We start from the raw sequence: 20,740 nt of genomic DNA, 5'->3' as shown, positions 1-20,740 counted from the left end.
AGATGGGCCGTGACGGCGTTGGCAAGCGTACGAGCGGGGCTGTACGCCTCGAAGGAGATGCAGGAGGTGACACCGCCGGGAAGGTACTGCAGCTGGTCGCTCAGGTCGAGTGCTCGCCCGCCTCTCCGGTGACCAACCGGACCGACCGGACCGGTGCTCATGTCTACCGCCGGTGTCGGCGTGGACTACGTGCTTCTTCGTCTTCGCCCTCGTCCTCCTCATCGGCCTCTTCAAGACCGTCCTCTTCGGCGTAGTCCTCCTCGTCGTCGGCGTATCTCCCGTCGGGTTCCCCTTCGTCCTCCTCGGGCTCTTCGTCTTCCTCTTCCGCGAACTCGTCTCCCTCGTCTCCCTCTTCTCCTTCTGCGCCTTCCTCGTATTCGCCTTCGTCCTCGCCCGCGTCCTCTTCCTCCAGTGCCTCTTCGTGGGTGACGACCACCTCGCCGTCACGGATCTCGCCGCGCCAGCCTTCCGGCTCATCGGTGGTGAGGGAGACATGCCGCAGGAAGTGCTTGAGGTCCAGGCGCAGGCGGCGGCCCTGAGCGCGCCACAGGTTGCCGGTCTTCTCGAAGAATCCGGAGGGGTAGTACTCCACCACGACGATGACGCGCGTCAGCGAGGGAGCCAGCTCGTGGAAGCTCACGCAGCCGCGGGTGGTCCCCTTGGCGCCCTCGGACGTCCATACGATCCGCTCGTCGGGTATCTGCTCCTGAACGGTGGCCTTCCAGCCGCGAGTGGACGGCCCGACCTTGACCTTCCAGTCGCTGGTGGTGTCATCGTTGCGGGAGACGTCGCGCACACCCTTGGCGAAGCCGCTGAAGTCCTCGTACTGCGACCAGTGGTCGTAGACGGTGCGCAGCGGCAGGCCGACATCGATGAACTCGACGATGTTGACGACCTTGCCACCGCTCTTGCGGCCCTTCTTGCTCTTGCCGAAGACCTGGGAGGCGGCATCCGTCACCTTGTCCTTGAGGCTGCTCAGCCCCTGGCCCGCCATCGCCTTCGTGGGCGAGTCGCCCCGGAGCATCCGCCCTCCGATGCCGGCGACATCGGAGAGCTTCCCGTTGCCCTGTGCCACATCCTGGAGCTGATCGGTCACGTCCCCCAGCTTGTCCGACGCCTTGTCGGCGAGCTGCTCGGCCTGGGCCCCCAGGAACGAGGTCAGCTCCTCGATCAGCTGGTCCAGCCCCGACTTCTGGTCCTGCGCGCCGGCACGTTCTGACTGAGCCATGACCTACCTCCGCGTGGACGGCTTGCGGCCCGGCGTCTTCTTCGCCGCCGTCTTCCTGGCCGCCGGTTTGCGTGCGGGAGCGCGCGCCGCGGTCTTCTTCGCCGGCGCCTTCTTGGCCGTCTTCTTGGCGGCGGGCTTGGGGGCGGCCCTCTTGGAGGCTGTGGATCGCGGTGAGGTCTTTCCCGCCGAGCTCTTCTTCGCCGCTGTCTTCTTCGCCGCCGTCTTCTTGGCAGGCGCCGACGGTTTGGAAGCACTCGATCGCCGCGTAGTCCTTCGGGCGGGGGCTTCGGAGCGGGTGCGACTGCGGGTACCGGTGCGCGTCGGTTGCCGACCGCGTCTGCGGGACGGACGCTCCTCTTCTTCCTCTTCCTCGCCCTCTCCCTCCGGTTCGTACGCTTCCTCGGCTTCGTCCTCTTCCTCCGGCTCTTCCTCCTCCTCTGCCTCCCTCTCGGCGGAGCCCTCTTCGTCCTCGCCGTCCGTATCGTCCTCGTACTCGTCGTCGTACGGCTCTTCTTCGTCTTCCGGTTCGTCCGCGCCGGTCAGTTCGAGGGTTCGGTGGTGGAGCGAGTCGGCGAGGTCGGCGAGTTTGCGATTCGCCGCGGCTCCCAGCGCCTTCTTGCCCGCGTCCAGGGCCTCGCCGCGAAGCTGCTCCCCGACCTCGGCGAACTGGGGCATCTCCTTGAGCTTGCTGAGGCCCTGCGTCATGAGCTGGCCCGGCTCAAGACCGAACCGGCGGCCGGCCAGGTAGGTGGCCGCCGTGAACGCGAGGCGGCCCTTCTTCGCGCGCCCCAGGACATAGCCCCCGGCCACGGCGGCTGCGAGCGCGATCTTGGTTGTGTCCTGCATGAGCTGCTCTCCCTTCACCGGAGCGCTTGCCGGTCGTCCGCCGCCGCCCAGGAAGTCATGCACCGGCAGCCGAAGAAACGGCCCCGCGCGGGCGGCCTTCGTACCGCCTACCCACAAACTGAGAGATATCCCCCGTTATGGTGACAATATAGATTTAGCAAGTGGAGTTCCCCCAGTGGAGTGACCACATGGCCGCAGCAGAACCGACACGTCCGAGGAGAGTCCGCCCCCGCCCGGCCGAGAACGCCGAAGGTGAGGAACGGCCGCCGACCCGTCGCGCATCCGGCAGGCGACGGGCCGAGATTCCCGACGCGGCTTCGGCGATGCGCTCAGCGGCCGGACAACTCGCCCAACTCCTCGGCAGGCCCCCGGACTCCGTCTCGTCACTCAAGCCGACGGACGACGGCTGGGAGGCCCAGGTGGAAGTGGTGGAACTCGAACGCATCCCCGATACGACCAGCGTGATGGCCAGCTACAAGGTCGCCCTGGATTCGCAGGGACAACTCGTCTCCTACGAACGGACCCGCCGGTACAGCCGAGGAATGATCGACCGGCCGACCTGAAGAGAGGCCGCCAGGAGAGGAGGCGCCATGAGCATGGTGCCGCAGAGCGGCAGCAGCGTGAGCAGGAGCGGAGGCAGCACCGGCGGCAGCAGTCTCTACGACGTGCTGGAGCTCATTCTCGACCGTGGCCTGGTCATCGACGTCTTCGTCCGAATCTCCGTCGTGGGCATCGAACTCATCAAGATCGACGCCCGCATCGTGGTGGCCAGCGTCGACACCTACCTGCGGTTCGCCGAAGCGTGCAACCGCCTGGATCTCGAATCCGGCCGGAAGGCGCCCGCCCAGCTCCCCGAGGTCGTCGGAACCATGATGGAAGGCGGCGCTCGCGGCAAAACCAAGGGCGCGCTCAGCGGAGCCGTCGACGCCGTGTCCGACTCCCTCAAGGGACGCTCCGCCGAGCGGGACGAACCGGAGGAGGAAGAAGCCGAAGAAGAGGCACCCCGGAAGCGGCGTCCCGCCCGGCGCCCGGCCCGCCGGGAGAGGGAGTGACCGATGGCGCTCTACGTGTACGCGATCACCGGAAAGGAACATCCCCACCGCGTTGACGGCCTGACGGGAGTGGGTTCCCAGCCTTCACCCGTGCGTACGGTCACCGCCGGGCCCCTGTCCGCCGTGGTCAGTGACATCTCCGAGGAGATCCGGCCCAAGCGCAGGGACCTCCAGGCGCACCAGGAAGTGCTGGAATCGCTCATGGCCGACGCCGTGGTTCTGCCGCTGCAGTTCGGCTACCTCGCCTCGGACGACCAGGCGGTCCAGCAGGCCCTGAAGGACAACGCGGAGGACTACATCGCGACTCTCGCGCGCCTCGACGGCTGCGCCGAGTACCACGTGCGGGCCTCCCAGGTGGACGAGGACGAGCTGCTGCGCCAGATCCTGAGTGACTCTCCCGAGGCGAGGGAGCTCAACGAGCAGATCCGTGCCGGTGCACCGGACCCGCAGCTGCCCCTCAGGCTGGGGGAACTGGTCGCCCGCGAAGTACAGGAACGCCAGGACTCGCTGGCAGCGGGACTCGTTCACGCACTGATTCCCTACGGCCGGGAGCACACCACTCATCCGCCCTCCAGCCCCGACTTCGTCAACTTGTCGCTGCTGGTGCCCCATGACCGGACAGAGGAGTTCCTGGCGGCGCAGGCCGGCCTCGCTCGGCAGATCAAGGGCGGCGTCGAATTCCGGCTCACCGGCCCGTTGCCCCCGTACAGCTTCGTTCAGTGACCCGGAGGCCTCACATCCCAGGAAGCATCCCAGGAAGGAGGACGGATCATGGGCCTGCTGACACACCTGCTCACCCTTCCCGTCGCGCCGGTACGGGCGGTCGTATGGGCCGCCCAGCAGGTCGAGGCCAAAGCCGAGGACGAGTACTACGACCCGGCCCCGGTGTGGCGCGAACTCGCCGATCTGGAGCGGCGCCTCGTGAGAGGCGAGATCGACCAGGACACGTTCGACCGCCGGGAGGACGAGCTGATCGACCGGCTCACGGAGATCGCGGAGTTCCGCCAGTGATCTCCCTGTCAGGGAAGCGAGGCCGACATCGTGTCTGAGCCACTACCCGGCCGACTCGGATCCTTCCCGTCCCGGGCCGCCCCGATGCCTTACGGTGGGCAGAGCACGTCCAGCCTCGCCGACATCCTGGAACGAGTCCTGGACAAGGGCATCGTGATCGCCGGCGACATCCGCATCAACCTCCTCGACATCGAGCTGCTGACGATCAAACTCCGGATCCTGGTCGCCTCCGTGGACAAGGCGAAGGAGATGGGCATCGACTGGTGGGAGCACGACCCCTCGCTCTCCTCACGACATACCGGCAGCCCCCTGGAGCAGGAGAACCGCCGACTGCGCGCCGAACTGGAGGCCCTGCGCGGCGAACGCCCCGACGGTCAGGAGATCCTGCCGGGTGCCGGCGAGGAATCCGGGGGAGACACGGACGGCGGGTCCGCCCGGGAGCGCCGGCCATGACCACATCCGACGACGCCCTCACATACGTCTACGCCGCGGCCTCCCTCACCACGGAACTCCGCGACGCGCTGAAGGGTCTCCGGGGGATCCACGGATCCCCTGTCCTGTTCCTCACCGCACCACCCGGCGACGGACCCGGCGGCTCCTCTCCGGCCCTTGCCTTCGCCATCAGTCACGTATCCGGGCAGGAGTTCGACGAGATCGCCCTCAAGGAGCACTTCGAGGACCTGGAATGGCTCGAGAACGTCGCCCGCGCCCACCATGACGTCGTCCAGGCACTCTCCACCCACACCACGGTCCTTCCCCTGCGCATGGCCACCGTCTATCAGGACGACGCCCGCGCCGGCCAGGCACTCGCCGAGCAGCACGACGCGCTCGCCGGCAGACTCTCCCAGCTCACCGCTCACCTCGAGTTCGGCGTGAAGATCTACCTCGCGCCCACCGAGCCCCCCGCCGGCACCGCAGCCGTCACGGACACCGACAGCAGCGCCGCCGCCTCCCCGGGCAAGGCGTACCTCCAGCGCCGCAGGGTCCAGCGCGACGCCCAGGAAGCCACGTACGGCCAAGCCCGGCAGGCTGCCCAAATCATCGAAGCCATCGCCTTCCGATACGCCTCGCAGCATGTGCGACACCCCGCCCAGCGCGGCGCCCTGACCGGTCCCGCCGAAAACGTGCTCAACGACGCCTACCTGGTCCCCGACACGTACGCGGCGCGGTTCCGGGCCGCCGTCGAGGAGGCCGTCGGGGGTGTGTTCGACGGCATCAGGGTCGAAGTGACCGGCCCCTGGGCGCCCTACTCCTTCGCCGTGCCGCCCGCCGAGCATCAGCACAGGGCGCCCGGTGAGGGGAGCGGCTGATGACTCCCGTGGAGAGCCGGGAACCGCTGCCTGAGCGCCAAGTGGCTCTGGTGGACCTCCTGGACAGGCTGCTCAGCGGTGGCGTGGTCATCACCGGCGACATCGTCCTGTCGATCGCCGACATCGATCTCGTCCGTATCTCGCTGCGCGCGCTCATCGTGTCCGTCAGCTCCGAGAACCGCCCGGCCGTAACGGTCCAGGAGCGCGGCAATGACTGAAGGACACCGCGAACGGCACCACCACGGTCCGTCGCCGCACCCCGATCCCGGCCTCACGGACGTCGGTGACTCGATGTCCCGGGCCTTCCGGCTCGTTCAGGCACCGCCCGCCGGGCACGACGACGTGACGTCGCACGCGGCGCACCGCATGTACACCGACCGTGACACGGTGGAAGAGGATCTGCTGAAACTCGTCCTCACCCTCGTCGAACTCCTGCGTCAGCTCATCGAGCGCCAGGCGCTTCGCCGCGTGGACGCGGGTGATCTCACGGACGAACAGGAGGAGGAACTGGGAGCCACACTCCTGGCGCTCCACGACCGACTGGCCGAGCTGTGCGCCCAGCACGGCTACGCGCTGGAGGACCTCAATCTCGACCTCGGCCCACTGGGGCCTCTCCTTCCGCCCGGGCCTGACGCCCGGTGACGCGGCGCCCGGCGGTCCGGCAGAGCCCGCCCGCCTCCCCAGGTCGTCGGGTCCATGCCATGCTTCCGGCGTAGAGAGTTCGGCCTACCGGAAGGACACCGTGCCCGCCTACGCCATCGCTCACTTACAAGAGGCGACCCCGCATCCGGAGATCGCCGAATACGTCGAACGCATCCCCGCCACCTTCGAGCCGTACGGCGGCCGCTTCCTCGTGCACTTCGCGCAGCACGAGGTGAAGGAGGGCAGCTGGCCCGGGAGTGTCGTGGTGATCGGCTTCCCCGGCATCGCCGAGGCGCGGGCCTGGTGGGACTCGCCCGCGTACCAGGAGATCGCCCCGTTGCGCTCGCGGCACATCCAGGGCGACATCATCCTTGTCGAAGGCGTTCCCGAGGGCTATGACCCGGTCACGTCCGCGAAGGCGCTGCGAGAAACCCTGGACGTCGAGTGACCCGCACGCTCCCTGGACAGCGACTGCTTCGGTCGGCCGTCTGACGGCGACGCCCCGTCCCCGGCGTACCGCTTGCCGGTGACGGGGCCTCCCGGTGTCAGTTCCGGAGCAGCGCGCACACGAAGTTCTCCTGGATCTCGCGCAGCCTCTCCAGGAGTTGTGGCTTCGTCGCCTCGTTCACCTGGGTGGTGAGCGAGAACGTCAGCGACCGTTCTCCGTCCGGGGTCGCGGCGATCAGCTGGGTATACCCGGGTGTGTTTCCGGTGTGCCCGAGCACCACTCCGCACCGCGTGGTGTAGCGGAAGATCGCCGCCCCTGCCTCGTTCGTGCCCGGGCCCGCCGGTTCGGAGGCGCCGTCGACCCATCGCCGCTGCTCACGCAGGGTCGCCCGGGAGATCAGCGCGCCGCCCGCATAGCCCCGGACGAACCTGGTCATGTCCCTCGGCGTGGAGATGATTCCGCCCGACGCCCACACCCCGGAGGCGCCGATCAGCTCACTGACGTCCTCCGGCGCGGCCGGCGGCTGGACGGGGACGTCGTAACCGTGCATGTACGGTTCCGGCATCTCGAAGCCCTGCGGGAGGCTCGTGTCGCGCAGCCCGAGCGGACGGTAGACCAGCCACCGCAGCAGCTCCTCGTACCGTTTCCCGGTCGCCGCCTCGGCCATCAGGGCCACGGCGATGTTGTCGGAGTTGGAGTACTGGTACCGCGAACCGGGAGGGAACAGCAACGGTTCGCCGGCCACGAAGCCGAGCAGCCGCCGGGAGTCGAAGCGATGATGCGGATCTGCCCTGAGGATGGTGAGGAACTCCTCACTCCGGCTGAAGTCGGGCAGGCCGCTGGTGTGGGTCAGGAGCTGGCGCAGAGTCACCGCGTGCCAGGCCCGGGGGAGGGCGGGCAGCCGTCTGCCGATGGTGTCCTCGAGCCGGAGCGTGCCCCGGTCCACGAGCCGCAGTGCCACGGCGCCGCTGAACGCCTTCGCCGTACTGGCGATACGCATGTGGTCGGTCGGTTCGATCGGTCGGCCGGTGTCGAGGTCGGCGACTCCGGCCCGGATGACCCGGCGTGAGTTCCCTCGCTGGAGCACGGTGATGATGCCCGGCGGGCCGCCCGGAGCGTTCACCAGTTCCTCGAGCTGACTCCGCAGCGCGCGGTCCGTGCCGGAGCCGGCGGAGTCGGCCTCGGCGGGCGCGTACATCAGGGCCGCGAGACAGGCGCAGGCCAGCGCGGCGCCGACCGGACGCAGGCGGGGGAGAGGGAGCAGCGGCACAGGAACTCCTCGGGCGGGCTGGGAGGGCGGAGCACGGCAAGCCCAGCTTCGGTCGCGCGGCACCCGGCTGCCCGGGCCGCTGCTGCATACGGCCGAGGGGGTCGTGCGCCCCGGGGGGATGCTGCCACGTACGGCAGGACGAACACGTACCGGATTTCGACACGGCTCTGTCCGCCCACAGGCCTCGGATACCGGACCTGCGGGCACTTGCCACGCGAACCCGCGCCGGGCCGTGACAAAAGCCCCCTGTACGGCGTGACTGTCGCGTTCCGGTTACGGCATCCTGCCGATGGCCCGCCTCTGGCCAGGCAAAATGGCCGGGTCAGGTGAGGATGCGCGGAGTTGGGGAAGAAGTTGCGGCAGCCGATAGGAGGTTGTCGTGGAGGGTGGAGATTTGGAACTGGGCGAGTTGCTGGCCGCTGCGGAAGCGGCCCCGCCTGGAGAGTCTGTCGATGTGGTGGCACACGACCTGCAGAAGCGGTTCGGTGCCGAGCAGGTGTCCTTCCTGTTCGTCGACCTGATCGGCCAGCGGCTGGTACGCCTCGCCGCGGCCGCCGGGGAGCCGGCCGACGACGCCGAGCCGATCGACCTGCAAGGCAGCGTCTACGACAGTGTTCTGCGGAGCCAGAGCCAGCATGTGGAACCGGACGGAGAGGGCGGAGAGCGCGTCATCACGCCGGTCACCAACCGGGGCGACTGCATCGGCGTCCTGGAAGTGACCCTGCAGGCCGCCGACGACACCGTGCTGCGGCAGGTCCGCGACGCGGCACACGCGCTGGCGTACATCATCGTCACGGACCGCCGGTTCACCGACCTGTACCACCTGGGCCGGCGGACCACGGCGACCAGCCTGGCGGCGGAGATCCAGCATCAGCTGCTGCCCTCGGCTCCCTGTTGCGAGGCGGACCAGTTCACCCTCGCCGGCGGACTGGTCCCGGCCGACGACATCGGCGGCGACACCTACGACTACACCCTCGACCGCGGCACCCTCCACGTGTCCATCACCGACGCCATGGGACACGACACGGACTCCGCGCTGCTGGCAACCCTGCTGGTCGGGGCACTGCGCCAGGCGCGCCGCAGCGGGTGCGACGCACTCAAGCAGGCGCGCCACGCCCACGAGGCCATGCTCAGCCACAACCACGGTCTGGCCACCGGCCAGTTGCTGTGCGTGGACCTCGAAACGGGGCTGTGTGAACTGGTCAACGCCGGCCATCCCAAGCCGCTGAGGCTGCGGGACGGCGTCGTGGAAGAGCTCGCCCTCGCCGTCAACCTGCCCTTCGGTGTGGCGGCGCCCACCGCCTACCGTCTGCAGGAACTCCAGTTGCTCCCCGGAGACCGTCTGATCCTGCTCACCGACGGAATGCTGGAACGCGGTGCCTCTGCCGTCGACCTGGCCTCGGTCATTCGGGACACCCGCGCGCTGCACCCGCGAGAAGCCGTCCGGAGCCTGACAGCCGCGGTTCTCAAGGTCTGCAACGGCAGCCTCCAGGACGACGCCACGGTCCTGATACTGGACTGGCACGGCAACCGGCGCCGACCTGCCGAGAAGAGACCCGACCGGCAGCGGTGACCCGCAACGGCCGCCCGCTGCAGACGTCATCTCCATCGGTCGGTGTCGGGCGACAGTTACCCTTCCTCCCTGTACGGCACCCGACGCCCCCTGTTCCCGCTCGTCCTGGGGGGGGGGGCCTGCGCGCCGGGGACACGTGTGGTGGCATGTATGGCGCAGGTGGGGGTACCGGCGCACGTGAACGGGGGGAGTGAGGGCGAACAGGTGGAATCCCATGCCGACGGTGACGGCTGTACGACGCCGAATGTGTACCTGATGCGCGCGGGCTACGCCCTGGGCGGAGACGACAGCTGTATCGCCGACGCCCGTCACCATGCCGTCGCCTTCCTCGACCAGGCCAACGCCGACCATCAGCTGTCAGTGCCCGCACGCACGCGGGATCTCGTCCAGCTGGTGGTGAGCGAGCTGGTGACCAACGCCCGCAAGTACGCTCCCGGTCCCGTCCTCCTGGAACTGCGTCTCAACGCGCGCGCCGTGGACGTCGTCGTGTGGGACAGCGAGCCCACGGTTCCCGCCGCCCGGTCCACCGATCCCGGCAGGGTCGGCCAGCACGGCCTGGAGATCGTCAAGGCTGTCGCCGAGTCGCTCTTCATCGAGCAGGAGCCGGTGGGCAAGCGCATCACGGCTCGCATCGCCCTGTCACCGTCCTAGCCAGGACGGTGGAGGGCAGGACCGGTTCGCGGGTGCGACCGCCGACGGATTTCTCATTACGTAGACAGAAAATCTATCGTGACAAGAATAGACATCGGATGGTGGCCTGGTTATGGTTTCTTCCGTCCGCCGGGAGGGCAGTGGGCACTGGTAGACACGAACTGCCGGACGGCGACAGTGCAGTTGTCGTAGCCGGCGGTGAAGCAGCTCTTTCCGGGCCGTGGCACCCAACGGTGGTCACGGCCCCTCCACGCGTTCGACGGAGAGGTGTCAGTGACAGCAGAGGATTCCTACGGCCGGCTCGACGACGATGACTACCCCGCCTACACCATGGGCCGGGCCGCCGAGATGCTCGGCACCACCCAGGGCTTCCTCCGGGCCATCGGCGAAGCCCGCCTCATCACCCCGCTGCGCTCCGAGGGCGGGCACCGGCGGTACTCCCGCTACCAGCTGCGGATCGCCGCTCGCGCCCGGGAACTCGTCGATCAGGGAACCCCCATCGACGCCGCCTGCCGCATCATCATCCTCGAAGACCAGCTGGAGGAAGCCCAGCGCATCAACGCCGAGTACCGGCGCGCCGCATCCCGCCACCCGGCCAGTATCTGACCCGCGGTCCGCGACCACGCGAGGCCGCTGCAGACCGCCGGTGTCCAAGCCGCCGACCTTCAAGAACACGAGCGCATGATCGCCGACAACATACAGCCGGCACCCGGAGGGAAGTCCCAGTCCGGCCCCGGCGCCACCCCCGACGCCCCGCGCATCCGGACGGTCGACGCGCCTTCCGGCGTACCCGGCCCGCCAACTGACGGACAGCCGCCCGGAGGCCACAAAGGCGGTGCGGAGCGCGCCGCCGCCGCACTGAAGCCGAGGATGCGCGGCTGGCTGCACGCCGGCGTGTTCCCGCTCTCGCTGGTCGGCGGTCTCGTCCTGATCGCCATTTCGCGCTCGGCCGCGGCAGTGGCCGCCTGCTCGGTGTACGCGGTGTCGTCCTGCCTGCTGTTCGGCACCAGCGCGGTCTACCACCGCGGCACGTGGGGTCCGCGCGGGGAAGCGGTCCTGCGGCGGCTCGACCACGCGAACATCTTCCTGATCATCGCCGGTACGTACACGCCGTTGGCGGTACTCCTGCTGCCCGAGCGTCAGCAACCGGTGCTGCTGGCCGTGGTCTGGGCGGGCGCCCTGGCCGGCATCGCCTTCCGCATCCTGTGGATCGGGGCTCCTCGGTGGCTCTACACCCCGTGTTACATCGCCCTGGGCTGGGTGGCCGTCTTCTACCTGCCCGACTTCGCGCACACCGGCGGCACCGCGGTCGTCGTCCTCGTCATCACGGGCGGTCTCCTCTACACCGCGGGCGCCGTCGTCTACGGACTCAAGCGCCCCGACCCCTCACCGGCCTGGTTCGGTTTCCACGAGGTCTTCCACGCCCTGACCATCGCGGCCTTCACCTCGCACTACTCCGCCATCCTCCTGGCAGCCACATGAGCGCGACCGTGGCATGCCGAGACACAGCACCCGGGGCGGTTCCTGGGACCCGTGGTGCAATGTGACCTGTCCGCCAGCGGGTGAGGCACAGGTCCTTCGCGCATCCGGCGCGGGCGGGTCCCGGGCATCATCGAGGATGAGGAGTCGTTGTGACCGCACGAGGGCCTGACGGCGAGCGAGCCTCTCGTCCACCCGGGAGCGCAGGCCGCCGAGACAGGACGACGACACTGGCGGGGACACTGGAGGCGGCGGAGGCCGCGGCGCCGGTGGAATCGCTCGACGTGGTCGCCCGCGTACTCAAGGAGAACCTCGGGGCCGTGTCGGTGTCGTTCCTCATCACCGACTTCACCGGCAGCTCAGTCGTACGGCTGGGAGCCGCGGGCAATGTCGACACGGACGAACCCGCCCGGCGGATCACGCTGAGGGGCACCCTGTACGACGACGTGATCCGCACCCAGCGGCCCAGCATGGAGGACCAGGGCGAGGGCGCGCGGGTACGGATCGTCGCTCCCGTGACCAACCGCGGGGACGCCATCGGACTCCTCGAACTGTTCCTGCCCGCGACGCCGGACACGGAGGTGATGCGGGAGATCGGCGAGACCGCGCACGCTCTGGCGTACATCGTCATCGCGAACCGGTCCTTCACCGACGTGTACCAGTGGGGCCGCCGCACCATCCCGCTGAGCCTGGCCGCGGAGATCCAACACCGGCTGCTCCCCCCGTCGCTGGCGTGCGAGGCCGCACAGTTCGCGGTCGCCGGGGCACTGGAGCCGGCCGACCACGTCGGCGGGGACACCTTCGACTACGTGATCGACCGGGACACCGTCCAGCTCTCCGTCACCGACGCCATGGGGCACGACGTCGAGGCCGCGCTGCTGGCCACCCTCCTGGTGGGCGCCCTGCGACGGGCGCGGCGAGCAGGCGCGGACCTTGCCGAACAGGCCCGCCAGGCCGACGAGGCCGTGCGCGAACACGGCCGCAAGGGCTACGTCACCGGCCAACTCCTGCGCATCAGCCTGTCCGACGGCAAAGCCGAATTCATCAATGCGGGCCACCCCTGGCCGTTACGGATGCGGGACGGCCGGGTTCAGGAAATGACCCCGAGGATCGACACGCCGTTCGGCTTCCCCGCCCCGCACACCTACCAGGTCCAGTCGCTGGACCTGTGTCCCGGCGACCGGCTGGTGATGCTCACCGACGGCATGCTGGAGCGCAACGCGGGCAGCCTCGATCTGCCCGGCCTGATCGTCCGCACCCGCGCCCTGCATCCCCGTGAAGCCTCGCGCGCCCTCGTCGCGGCGATCGTCGACGCCAACCACGGCCACCTCCAGGACGACGCGACCGTCATGTGCCTGGACTGGCGTGGCACCGCCCAATCCCAGCGTGACGCCGCCACCGGCGCCGACCTCACCGACGCCTCACGCCCGTCGAGGACGGGACGGATCACTCCCGGGCGCTGACGGGGATTCCTGGAGGGACCTGCCCTGTGACGCAGCTTCGACGGCATCCACGCTGAGGCATGCACAATTGCCCGCTTTCCACGGTGAACTCGGCGAATCGGATTCGCCGCCCCATGGACATCGGCATCCTGGTGGCATGGGCGACATCGGGGACGCGTTGTGGAACACGGATGTCACGGCCGCCGACTACACGGAGGCCGACGAACGCTACCGGCAGGCAGTGCTGGAGCAGTACAAACTCTGTGTGGAGATGGCCGACCGGGTCAGTTCGCGACGGACCTTGACCAACACCTTCTTCCTGTCCCTCAACAGTGCGGTCGTGGCGGTCGTCGCGGCGATCTCTGACGGCGCGAGGACGCGGGTCTCGGTCTGGCTGTCGGTCGCGGGGCTGGTGATCCTGCTCGCGCAGTGCGCCGCCTGGTTCGTCATGGTCCGCTCGTACAGGCAGCTCAACAGTGCCAAGTACGCGGTGATCGGGGCCTTGGAAAAGCGGCTGCCGGCCTTCGCGTACTCCCGCGCGGAGTGGGGAGCACTCGGGGAGGGCCGTGACTGGCGCAAGTACCAGCCGTTGACCCACGTCGAGCAGTGGGTGCCGGTCACCTTCGCCGCCGCCTATCTCCTCGGCTTCGGCGGCGTGGTGACCATGTGATCACGCACGCCCTGTCGCTCGAACACGCCTCCGATTGGCAGGGGTGCCCCGTATGATCACCGCGAGCCGTACCCCGCGGCCACGCTGAAAGGACGGGGACCGTGGCGATCCTCGCGGTGACCGGGCACATGGACCTGACGGACGACACCACGGACCTGGTCCGCAGTGCCTTGAGCGAGCTGCTCCGGCGCTATGCCGACGGCAACCTCGTCGCCGTCTCCTGCCTCGCCGAAGGCGCAGACTCCCTGTTCGCCGAAGCCGCCCTCGCCGCCGACGGGCGTCTGGTCGCCGTCATCCCCTCCCGGGACTACCGCCGACGCCATGTCCACGCCGATTACGCGCCGCTGTTCGACCACCTGCTCGACGTAGCCGACGAAGTGGTCGTACTGCCTTACGAGTCCGCAGGCCGGGAAGCATACGAGGCGGCCAACGCCGTTCTGCTGGAGCGCGCCGAGCGGCTTGTGGCGGTCTGGAACGGGGAAGGCCCGAGCGGTAAGGGCGGCGGCACCGCCGACGCGGTCCTCGCCGCCCGCGAGCAGGGCATCCCCGTGGACGTGGTGTGGCCGGCAGGCGCCGCCCGCAGGTGAGGGCAACGGTGTGCGTCACAGCGTCGCGGTGGTGTCCTCCCCGGAGGCGCTGCCCGCGAGCCACTGGTCCCATTCGAGGTTGAAGTCCGCGTAGCCGTTGTCGGGCGAGGCCTTGGCGCGGGGTGAGCCGGTGACGGTGACGGGATCGCCCTGCTTGACCTGGCCGTAGAACCACTTGGCGTCCGACATGGACAGGTGGACGCAGCCGTGCGAGCCGCGGGCACTGCCGCTGCCCGGATTCGGGTCGCCGGTCGAGTAGTGCACGTAGGTGCCGGACTGGGTCAGGTGCACGTCCCACGGCAGCGTCAGATCGTAGTAGTCGGGGCTGCCCTTGTCGCAGCTGATCCCGACACTGCAGGAGGTCATGTGGACCTTCTCCTGCTTGTCGATGACGGCCATCGTGCCGTTCCACGTCGGATACTGGGCGCTGCCCGCATTGATCGACAGGGTGCGCACCGGCGCGCCGTTCCGGGTCACCTTCATGGTGTGACCGGTCACCGAGACATCCGCGCGGACGTCGTCACCGATCTTGAAGGTGTGGGTGTAGCCGTGCACGCCGAAGCGCCCGTTGCCGTTGCTGACGCCCGTCATGTCGGCGTCGATCTTCACCGTGGTGCCGGAGGGCCAGTACGTCTTCGGGCGCCAGTCGGCGCGCTGGTCGCCGAACCAGTGCCAGGCGCCGGCCACCGGTTGCGAGGCGCTCACCTTCATGTGCTTCTCCACCGTGGCCCGGGCTTTTGCCGCCACCGGGTTGGTGAAGACCACGGATATCGGCATGGCCACGCCTACCGTGGTTCCCGTCTGAGGGGTGATGGTCTCCAGCAGCATCGGGGGGCCCGCGGGCTTCTTCGGTGACGGCGAGGAACTCGCACTCGGCTTCCCCGACGCCTTCGCGTCGTCACCACCGCCGCTCGCCCTGTCACTGCCGCCACCGCCGCAGGCACTCGCGCCCACCAGCATCACACCTGTGACGAGTGCGATCCCTATGCCGCCTTTGCGCCGTCGCACGAACTGCCCCGCTCTCTCGCTCTTCGGCCCTGACGGGCCCGACACACTGTCAGACAGCGGCGGCGAGCGTCGCGGTTGCGGACACCACGTAAAACGTCTCTCAAGACTCGGGCAAGCACCGCCTGACCGGGTACTTCGAGACGCCGACGCACCGACCGACCGCTTCCGCACGGCCGGGGCTTGGTCAGGTAGCCGGCATCGGAGGAAGCCGAGGGCGTACGCCGCGCGACCACGCGGCTCGACACGGCCCGAACCACGGGAGCCGTCGACGCCCGCGAGCCGAAAGGAAGTTGTCGATCTTGACGCACAGCACGACCCGGAAAGTCGCCCGCCCCGGCATCCCGGCACGCACCGCCCGCAACGCGCGGGGTAGGGGCTGGAGCGAGGGCCAGGGGCGGCGGTTACCGGCAACGGTCACGATTCGTGCGGTGGCCGAGTTGATCGATAGGGTGCCAGGTCACGACCGCACCCCGTTCGATCCACGGGCCGGTCAGGGCTCTGCCGCGGCTTGTGGCATCTCCACTGCCGCCATGCCGATCCCTGTCTGCCCGGGCTCCGGAACACGGGCGCGATCCTCACGGCGGGGCAGCCGGGCCCCGGCCGACAGGTCAGGAGGAACGAGTGGCACAGATCATCGCCGAGGTCTCACGGACGTTCAACGAGTTTCTGCTTCTGCCCAACCGGACACGGACCGACTGCTCGGCGGAGACCGTCGACCTGCGCACGTCCCTGGTCCGGCACATCGCGGGCGAGGCGTCGGCGATCGAGCTGCACTCCCCGTTCACCTCCGCGATCATGCAGGCCGTCAGCACACCGGACCTCGCGATCGCCCTCGCGCGAAACGGCGGCCTCAGCTTCCTCCACCACAACCAGCCGATCGCTGACCAGGCCGCGGCAGTCCGTCAGGTGAAGAACTTCAAGGCCGGGTTCGTCACCAGCGACACGAACGTCCGTCCCGACGACAGCCTGAGCCTCCTGGTCGACGTCATGCGCCGCACAGGTCACAGCACCGCCGCGGTCACCCATGACGGAACCGCCACCGGGCGCCTGCTCGGCCTGGTGACCTCCCGGGACTTCCATCCCCAGCGTCATGATCTGGACGGGCCCGTCGGCGGCCGGATGACCGCGGTCGCCGAACTGGCCCACGCCGGGCCCGACATCACGCTTTCCGAAGCCAACGCGAGGCTGTGGGACGGCCGACTGGACTGCCTTCCGGTGCTGGACACCGAGGGGCACCTGCAACACATCGTGTTCCGTTCCGACTACGCGGACCACAAGCGCTTCCCGAACCAGGTCGTGGACGCGGCCAAACGACTGCGGGTGGGTGCGGGGATCAACACCCACGACTATCAGGACCGCGTCCCGGCCCTGTTGGAAGCGGGTGCGGACGCGTTGTGCTTCGACTCGTCCGACGGCTACAGCGACTGGCAGGCGCAGGCCCTGTCCTGGGTGAAGAAGCACTATCCGGAGATCCCGGTCGGCGGCGGCAACGTGGTCGACGGCGAGGCGTTCACCTTTCTCGCCGAGGCGGGAGCGGACTTCGTCAAGGTCGGGGTGGGCGGCGGCTCCATCTGCATCACCCGGGACCAGAAGGGCATCGGCCGGGGCCAGGCCAGTGCCGTGCTGGACGTCGCCGCGGCCCGGGACGCCTTCCTGGAACGCACCGGTGAGTACGTGCCCGTCTGTTCCGACGGCGGGCTGGTGCACGACTACCACGTGGCCCTGGCGTTGGCGATGGGCGCCGACTTCGTCATGATGGGGCGTTACTTCGCCCGCTTCGATCAGGCGGCGGGCGCGAAACTCCCCACGCGCGACGGCTTCGTGAAGGAGTACTGGGGCGAGGGCTCGAACCGGGCCCGCAACTGGCAGCGCTACGGTCAGGGTGGCCAGGGGCTGGTCTTCGAGGAAGGCGTGGACGGCTACGTCCCCTACGCGGGCGACCTCAATGAGGGGCTCGCCCTGACTATCGCCAAGCTCAGGACCACGATGGTCTCCTGCGGCTCCAGGACCCTGCCGGAGTTCCGGTCCACAGCCCGGCTGACCCTCGTGTCGGACCAGAGCTTCCAGGAGAGCCACGCCAACGTCACCCTGCGGGACACTCCGGCGACAGTCTCCTGACAGGCTGCCGAGCCCCGACCAGGAGGAACAACGAAGGGCTCCCGCAAGGTACTTACGTGCGGGAGCCCTTCGTCGTGCCACCAGTCGGTGTGATGGCGTGTCAGACAGCGGGCGCCGCCGACAGTACGTGGTCACCGACCTTGTCGGTGCTCAGGCAGAGGGAGCAGACGGCGGCGTCGTGCGTCTGGCAGGCGGCCACGTCAGGGCGCTCGAACTCCTGTCGGCACACATGGCACTCGTACGGCACCGCGCTGGGGTTGCCGTCCGTGTCGAGCAGTGGCTCTTCGATGCCGTCGTCGGTGCGGCGCAGGTAGTACCTGCCCTTGGTGACGACCGCCATGAGCGGGGTGAGGACGAAGGCGATGACGGCCGCGGCCACGGGGGAGTACGGCTGGAGGGTGTCTCCCAGGGCGTGGAAGTACATGGCGATGGACAGCCCGGACGCGGCGACGAAGGCCACCACCCCCACCGGGTTGACCGCGTAGAGCATGCCCCGGCGGAACTCCGGCTGGAGCGGGGACAGCTTCAGCAGGTACTTGTTGACGCCGATGTCGGTCGCGACGGTGACGACCCAGGCGATGGCACAGTTCGAGTAGAAGCCGAGGATGTCGTTGAGGAAGCTGAACATGTCGGCTTCCATCAGGGCGAGCGCGAAGCCGAGGTTGACCAGGACGAAGATCATGCGGCCCGGGTAGTGCTTGGTGACACGGGTGAAGGAGTTGGTCCAGGCGAGCGAGCCGGAGTAGGCGTTCGTCACGTTGATCTTGATCTGGCTGATCACGACGAGAGCCACGGCCAGCGGGAGGACCAGCCAGGACGGCATCATCGCGTCGAAGGCGCCCTTGAACTGCTGGATCGGCTCGGGCGCCGCGTCCGCGCCGACCTTGGCGAGGATGTAGACGGCGAGGAAGACTCCGATGGCCTGCTTCAGCGCGCCGAGCACCACCCAGCCGGGGCCGGCCATGATCACGGCCGTCCACCAGGTGCGCTTGTTCGCCTCGGTCTTGGGCGGCATGAAGCGCAGGTAGTCGATCTGCTCGCCGATCTGCGCGATCAGCGACAGACACACCCCGGCGCCCAGGAGCACGGACGCGGTGTTGATGCCGCCCTCGCCGTTCGTGCCGGCGTAGGAGAGGAAGCGGTCGATCGTGCCGGGGTCGGTGGAGATGAGGTAGACGAGCGGGGCGACCATCAGGACCAGCCAGACGGGGGTGGTCCACACCTGGAGCTTGCTGAGCGCCTTCATGCCGTAGATGACCAGCGGGATCACCATCAGCGTGGAGACGGCGTAGCCCAGCCAGAGCGGTAGTCCGAGGCCCAGTTTCAGGCCCTGGGCCATGATCGAGCCTTCGAGGGCGAAGAAGATGAACGTGAAGCTGGCGAAGATGACGCTGGTGAGGACCGAGCCGTAGTAGCCGAAGCCGGAACCGCGGGTGATCAGGTCCAGGTCGATGTTGTAGCGGGCGCCGTAGTAGGCGAGCGGGAATCCGGTGACGAAGATGACGGCCGCGGCGACGGCGATCGCGATCAGCGCGTTGCCGGTGCCGTGGGCCAGGCCGATGCCGGCGCCGATGGAGAAGTCAGCCATGTAGGCGATACCGCCGAGCGCGGTCGTCGCCACCACCATCGGTGTCCAGCGGCGGTAACTGCGGGGCGCGAAGCGGAGGGTGTAGTCCTCCAGGGTCTCCTTGACGGCCTGGTCGGCACTCGGCGCTGCCTTCTGCGCCGGTCCGGGCTCGGTCACTTCTGCCAGTTTTGGCTCGGTGCTCATACCGTGCCTCCTTGCTGCGGGTTGGGGACAGCCGTGGGGGCGCCTCTTGTCAGAGGCGGAGGTGAATGGTGGGGAGCGGGGCGGGAAAGCCGGGCGGGGCCCGTGGGGCGGGCGATCCGCTCGCTTCAGGAACGACGCACGCGAGATCGTGTAGACCCGCGCGCGTTGGGGGCTTTGCTGGTGTTCCGGCGGTCGGCCGGGCGCGTAGAGACCCTCATGTCCATGACCGGGGACGCTAGGAGCCGGTCATTGCCCCTGATTACTTCCCAGATGAAGGGGATGTTTCGGAAATTGAGCGGGGCGAGGCGGTGGGGCCCCGCGGGCCAAGTGAGGAGGCGATTTGCGAACCCGCACGCCATCGGCCTGTAGGCGACCGGACTACGGTTGGAGCGGCGACGTACAGAAGTCGTTCACCCCGGACACCACCGACCACGGCTACAACTGGACCCCCGTCCGGGCCGTTCGCAACTGCTGGCCGTACGGGAGGAACGCGCGCGTCAGTTCATCTCATCCGTCAAGTCCGATCGCTTCGGCCGCGATGGCCTCGGGATGGTCCTCGATGTAGGCGCGGACGACCGACTCGAAGCTCTCGTCGGGCCGGAGGCCGAGTGCCGTGGCGCGCGTGTTGTCGAAGCCGGCCGGCCATGAGCCGACGATGGCCTCGACGGCGGGGTCGGGGGCGACCGTCACCAGGTCGGCGACGGTGTCGCCCGCCACCCGGCGCAGCGTGTCCAGCATTTCGGCGACCGTGACCGTGAGCGCCGGCAGATTGACCGGAAGAGTGCCTTTGAGCCCGCCGGGGCCGCGCTCGGCCTCGGTCATGCGGAGGATGCCCTCGACGGTACGCCGCGGCGAGGCGAGGGCGACCCGTAGGTCGGGGCTGACCGGGCAGGTTGCCGGGAGGCCCGCGAGCGGCTCGCGGACGATGCCGGACAGGAAACCGGAGGCGGCCGCGTTCGGTTTCCCCGCCCGCACCGAGACGGTCATCAGGCGTGCCACGCGCCCCTCGACGAAGCCCCGGCGGGTGTACTCGGCGATCAGCTGCTCGCAGATCAGCTTCTGTGTTCCGTAGCTGGACTCCGGTGTCGGCAGCGTCGACTCGCTGACCACGGGCGGCAGTGGCAGCGTGGGATCGGAACCGTAGACCGCGATGCTGCTGGAGAACACCAGCCGGGGCGTCGGCCCGCCGGTGGCCGACCGCGCTCGGGCGGCGTCGAGCAGCGCGCGGGTGGTGTCCAGGTTGGCGCTCATACCGAGGTCGAAGTCGGCCTCGCACTCGGCCGACACCGCCGACGCCAGGTGGATCAGGGTGTCCACCGGCTGTACGAAAATCTCGTCGAGGTGCTCACTCAGCTCGCCTTGTACGACTTCCACCAGCGGGTCGGCGGTCAAAGGCGACCCGCTGGGGACGATCCGGTCGGCGAGCACCAGTTGGTCGATGGGAGCACCGCACAGGGTCCGCCGCTTGAGCAAGGTGTGGGCGACCTGTTGTCCCAGGAAGCCGAAGCCACCGGTGATGACGATCCTCATATGTGTCTCCTCGGTAGGTCTGGAGTCGGCGGGCCTCCCGTTCGTACAGGCACAGAGGATGTGCTCGCAGCCGATTCACCCGTAGAGCCCGGCTCGTAGACGGT

23 protein-coding genes are annotated in these 20,740 nt (G+C 68.8%); 17 read left to right on the top strand and 6 right to left on the bottom strand.

Annotated elements, in window-relative coordinates; all coding sequences use genetic code 11:
• Positions 1 to 163: 163 nt before the first annotated feature.
• Entirely contained in the window at positions 164 to 1,228 is a 1,065-nt protein-coding gene (locus tag STRTUCAR8_RS27440; RefSeq protein WP_006379304.1) for an SRPBCC family protein, read from the bottom strand.
• A gap of 3 nt (positions 1,229 to 1,231) precedes the next feature.
• A complete protein-coding gene (locus tag STRTUCAR8_RS52825; RefSeq protein WP_006379325.1) occupies positions 1,232 to 2,074 on the bottom strand; it encodes a hypothetical protein in 843 nt (280 codons plus the stop codon).
• 188 nt (positions 2,075 to 2,262) lie between these two features.
• On the opposite strand from STRTUCAR8_RS52825, the gene STRTUCAR8_RS27430 reads away from it, so the two are divergent.
• From STRTUCAR8_RS27430 to STRTUCAR8_RS27390, 9 genes are all read left to right on the top strand, one after another.
• Positions 2,263 to 2,637: a gas vesicle protein GvpO gene (locus tag STRTUCAR8_RS27430; RefSeq protein ID WP_006379333.1), complete on the top strand. Its 375-nt coding sequence runs from the start codon at positions 2,263 to 2,265 to the stop codon at positions 2,635 to 2,637.
• 27 nt (positions 2,638 to 2,664) lie between these two features.
• Positions 2,665 to 3,126 carry a gas vesicle protein GvpJ gene (gvpJ, locus tag STRTUCAR8_RS27425; protein WP_006379318.1) on the top strand — a complete coding sequence of 154 codons (462 nt, stop codon included), beginning with the start codon at positions 2,665 to 2,667 and terminating at the stop codon, positions 3,124 to 3,126.
• 3 nt (positions 3,127 to 3,129) lie between these two features.
• Entirely contained in the window at positions 3,130 to 3,849 is a 720-nt protein-coding gene (locus STRTUCAR8_RS27420; RefSeq protein WP_006379300.1) for a GvpL/GvpF family gas vesicle protein, read from the top strand.
• Between the two features lie 48 nt (positions 3,850 to 3,897).
• Positions 3,898 to 4,137: a gas vesicle protein GvpG gene (locus STRTUCAR8_RS27415; protein WP_006379305.1), complete on the top strand. Its 240-nt coding sequence runs from the start codon at positions 3,898 to 3,900 to the stop codon at positions 4,135 to 4,137.
• An 84-nt stretch (positions 4,138 to 4,221) separates the two neighbouring features.
• Complete coding sequence (locus STRTUCAR8_RS27410; RefSeq protein WP_006379308.1) at positions 4,222 to 4,590, top strand: gas vesicle protein; 369 nt, start codon at positions 4,222 to 4,224, stop codon at positions 4,588 to 4,590.
• Positions 4,587 to 5,447 carry a GvpL/GvpF family gas vesicle protein gene (locus STRTUCAR8_RS27405; protein WP_006379328.1) on the top strand — a complete coding sequence of 287 codons (861 nt, stop codon included), beginning with the start codon at positions 4,587 to 4,589 and terminating at the stop codon, positions 5,445 to 5,447. Before STRTUCAR8_RS27410 ends, STRTUCAR8_RS27405 begins: the two co-directional genes overlap by 4 nt.
• Complete coding sequence (locus STRTUCAR8_RS27400) at positions 5,447 to 5,665, top strand: gas vesicle protein (protein WP_006379313.1); 219 nt, start codon at positions 5,447 to 5,449, stop codon at positions 5,663 to 5,665. The genes STRTUCAR8_RS27405 and STRTUCAR8_RS27400 overlap by 1 nt, the downstream gene beginning before the upstream one ends.
• A complete protein-coding gene (locus tag STRTUCAR8_RS27395) occupies positions 5,658 to 6,089 on the top strand; it encodes a gas vesicle protein K (RefSeq protein WP_006379302.1) in 432 nt (143 codons plus the stop codon). Before STRTUCAR8_RS27400 ends, STRTUCAR8_RS27395 begins: the two co-directional genes overlap by 8 nt.
• Positions 6,090 to 6,189: 100 nt before the next feature.
• A complete protein-coding gene (locus tag STRTUCAR8_RS27390) occupies positions 6,190 to 6,537 on the top strand; it encodes a DUF1330 domain-containing protein (protein WP_006379322.1) in 348 nt (115 codons plus the stop codon).
• 97 nt (positions 6,538 to 6,634) lie between these two features.
• On the opposite strand, the gene STRTUCAR8_RS27385 is transcribed toward STRTUCAR8_RS27390, so the two are convergent.
• A complete protein-coding gene (locus STRTUCAR8_RS27385) occupies positions 6,635 to 7,807 on the bottom strand; it encodes a serine hydrolase domain-containing protein (RefSeq protein WP_006379307.1) in 1,173 nt (390 codons plus the stop codon).
• A 379-nt stretch (positions 7,808 to 8,186) separates the two neighbouring features.
• On the opposite strand from STRTUCAR8_RS27385, the gene STRTUCAR8_RS27380 reads away from it, so the two are divergent.
• From STRTUCAR8_RS27380 to STRTUCAR8_RS27350, 7 genes are all read left to right on the top strand, one after another.
• Positions 8,187 to 9,380, top strand: a complete 1,194-nt coding sequence (locus STRTUCAR8_RS27380; protein WP_006379317.1) for a PP2C family protein-serine/threonine phosphatase — start codon at positions 8,187 to 8,189, stop codon at positions 9,378 to 9,380.
• Positions 9,381 to 9,584: 204 nt separating this feature from the next.
• On the top strand, positions 9,585 to 10,031 hold the full coding sequence (locus STRTUCAR8_RS27375; protein ID WP_006379314.1) for an ATP-binding protein: 447 nt from the start codon (positions 9,585 to 9,587) through the stop codon (positions 10,029 to 10,031).
• A gap of 273 nt (positions 10,032 to 10,304) precedes the next feature.
• Complete coding sequence (locus STRTUCAR8_RS27370; protein ID WP_006379320.1) at positions 10,305 to 10,637, top strand: MerR family transcriptional regulator; 333 nt, start codon at positions 10,305 to 10,307, stop codon at positions 10,635 to 10,637.
• 75 nt (positions 10,638 to 10,712) lie between these two features.
• Entirely contained in the window at positions 10,713 to 11,513 is an 801-nt protein-coding gene (gene trhA, locus STRTUCAR8_RS27365; RefSeq protein WP_407705497.1) for a PAQR family membrane homeostasis protein TrhA, read from the top strand.
• Between the two features lie 227 nt (positions 11,514 to 11,740).
• Complete coding sequence (locus STRTUCAR8_RS27360; protein ID WP_100247686.1) at positions 11,741 to 12,973, top strand: PP2C family protein-serine/threonine phosphatase; 1,233 nt, start codon at positions 11,741 to 11,743, stop codon at positions 12,971 to 12,973.
• A 136-nt stretch (positions 12,974 to 13,109) separates the two neighbouring features.
• Positions 13,110 to 13,622 (top strand): RipA family octameric membrane protein, encoded by a 513-nt coding sequence (locus STRTUCAR8_RS27355; protein ID WP_006379319.1) that lies wholly within the window; start codon positions 13,110 to 13,112, stop codon positions 13,620 to 13,622.
• Between the two features lie 101 nt (positions 13,623 to 13,723).
• Positions 13,724 to 14,209, top strand: coding sequence for a hypothetical protein (locus STRTUCAR8_RS27350; protein ID WP_006379330.1), 486 nt, complete (start codon positions 13,724 to 13,726; stop codon positions 14,207 to 14,209).
• Positions 14,210 to 14,224: 15 nt separating this feature from the next.
• On the opposite strand, the gene STRTUCAR8_RS27345 is transcribed toward STRTUCAR8_RS27350, so the two are convergent.
• Complete coding sequence (locus STRTUCAR8_RS27345; RefSeq protein WP_044472975.1) at positions 14,225 to 15,169, bottom strand: L,D-transpeptidase; 945 nt, start codon at positions 15,167 to 15,169, stop codon at positions 14,225 to 14,227.
• Between the two features lie 669 nt (positions 15,170 to 15,838).
• Here STRTUCAR8_RS27345 and STRTUCAR8_RS27340 point away from each other — a divergent pair.
• On the top strand, positions 15,839 to 17,335 hold the full coding sequence (locus STRTUCAR8_RS27340) for an IMP dehydrogenase (RefSeq protein WP_006379323.1): 1,497 nt from the start codon (positions 15,839 to 15,841) through the stop codon (positions 17,333 to 17,335).
• 100 nt (positions 17,336 to 17,435) lie between these two features.
• On the opposite strand, the gene STRTUCAR8_RS27335 is transcribed toward STRTUCAR8_RS27340, so the two are convergent.
• Positions 17,436 to 19,106 (bottom strand): purine-cytosine permease family protein, encoded by a 1,671-nt coding sequence (locus STRTUCAR8_RS27335; protein WP_006379329.1) that lies wholly within the window; start codon positions 19,104 to 19,106, stop codon positions 17,436 to 17,438.
• Between the two features lie 507 nt (positions 19,107 to 19,613).
• Positions 19,614 to 20,636 (bottom strand): D-erythronate dehydrogenase, encoded by a 1,023-nt coding sequence (gene denD / locus STRTUCAR8_RS27325; RefSeq protein ID WP_006379310.1) that lies wholly within the window; start codon positions 20,634 to 20,636, stop codon positions 19,614 to 19,616.
• Positions 20,637 to 20,740: the final 104 nt, after the last annotated feature.

The organism is Streptomyces turgidiscabies Car8 (assembly GCF_000331005.1).
GTDB lineage: Bacteria > Actinomycetota > Actinomycetes > Streptomycetales > Streptomycetaceae > Streptomyces > Streptomyces turgidiscabies.
The sequence above is the reverse complement of the archived record's forward strand: the minus strand, read 5'-3'. Positions and strand labels throughout refer to the sequence as shown.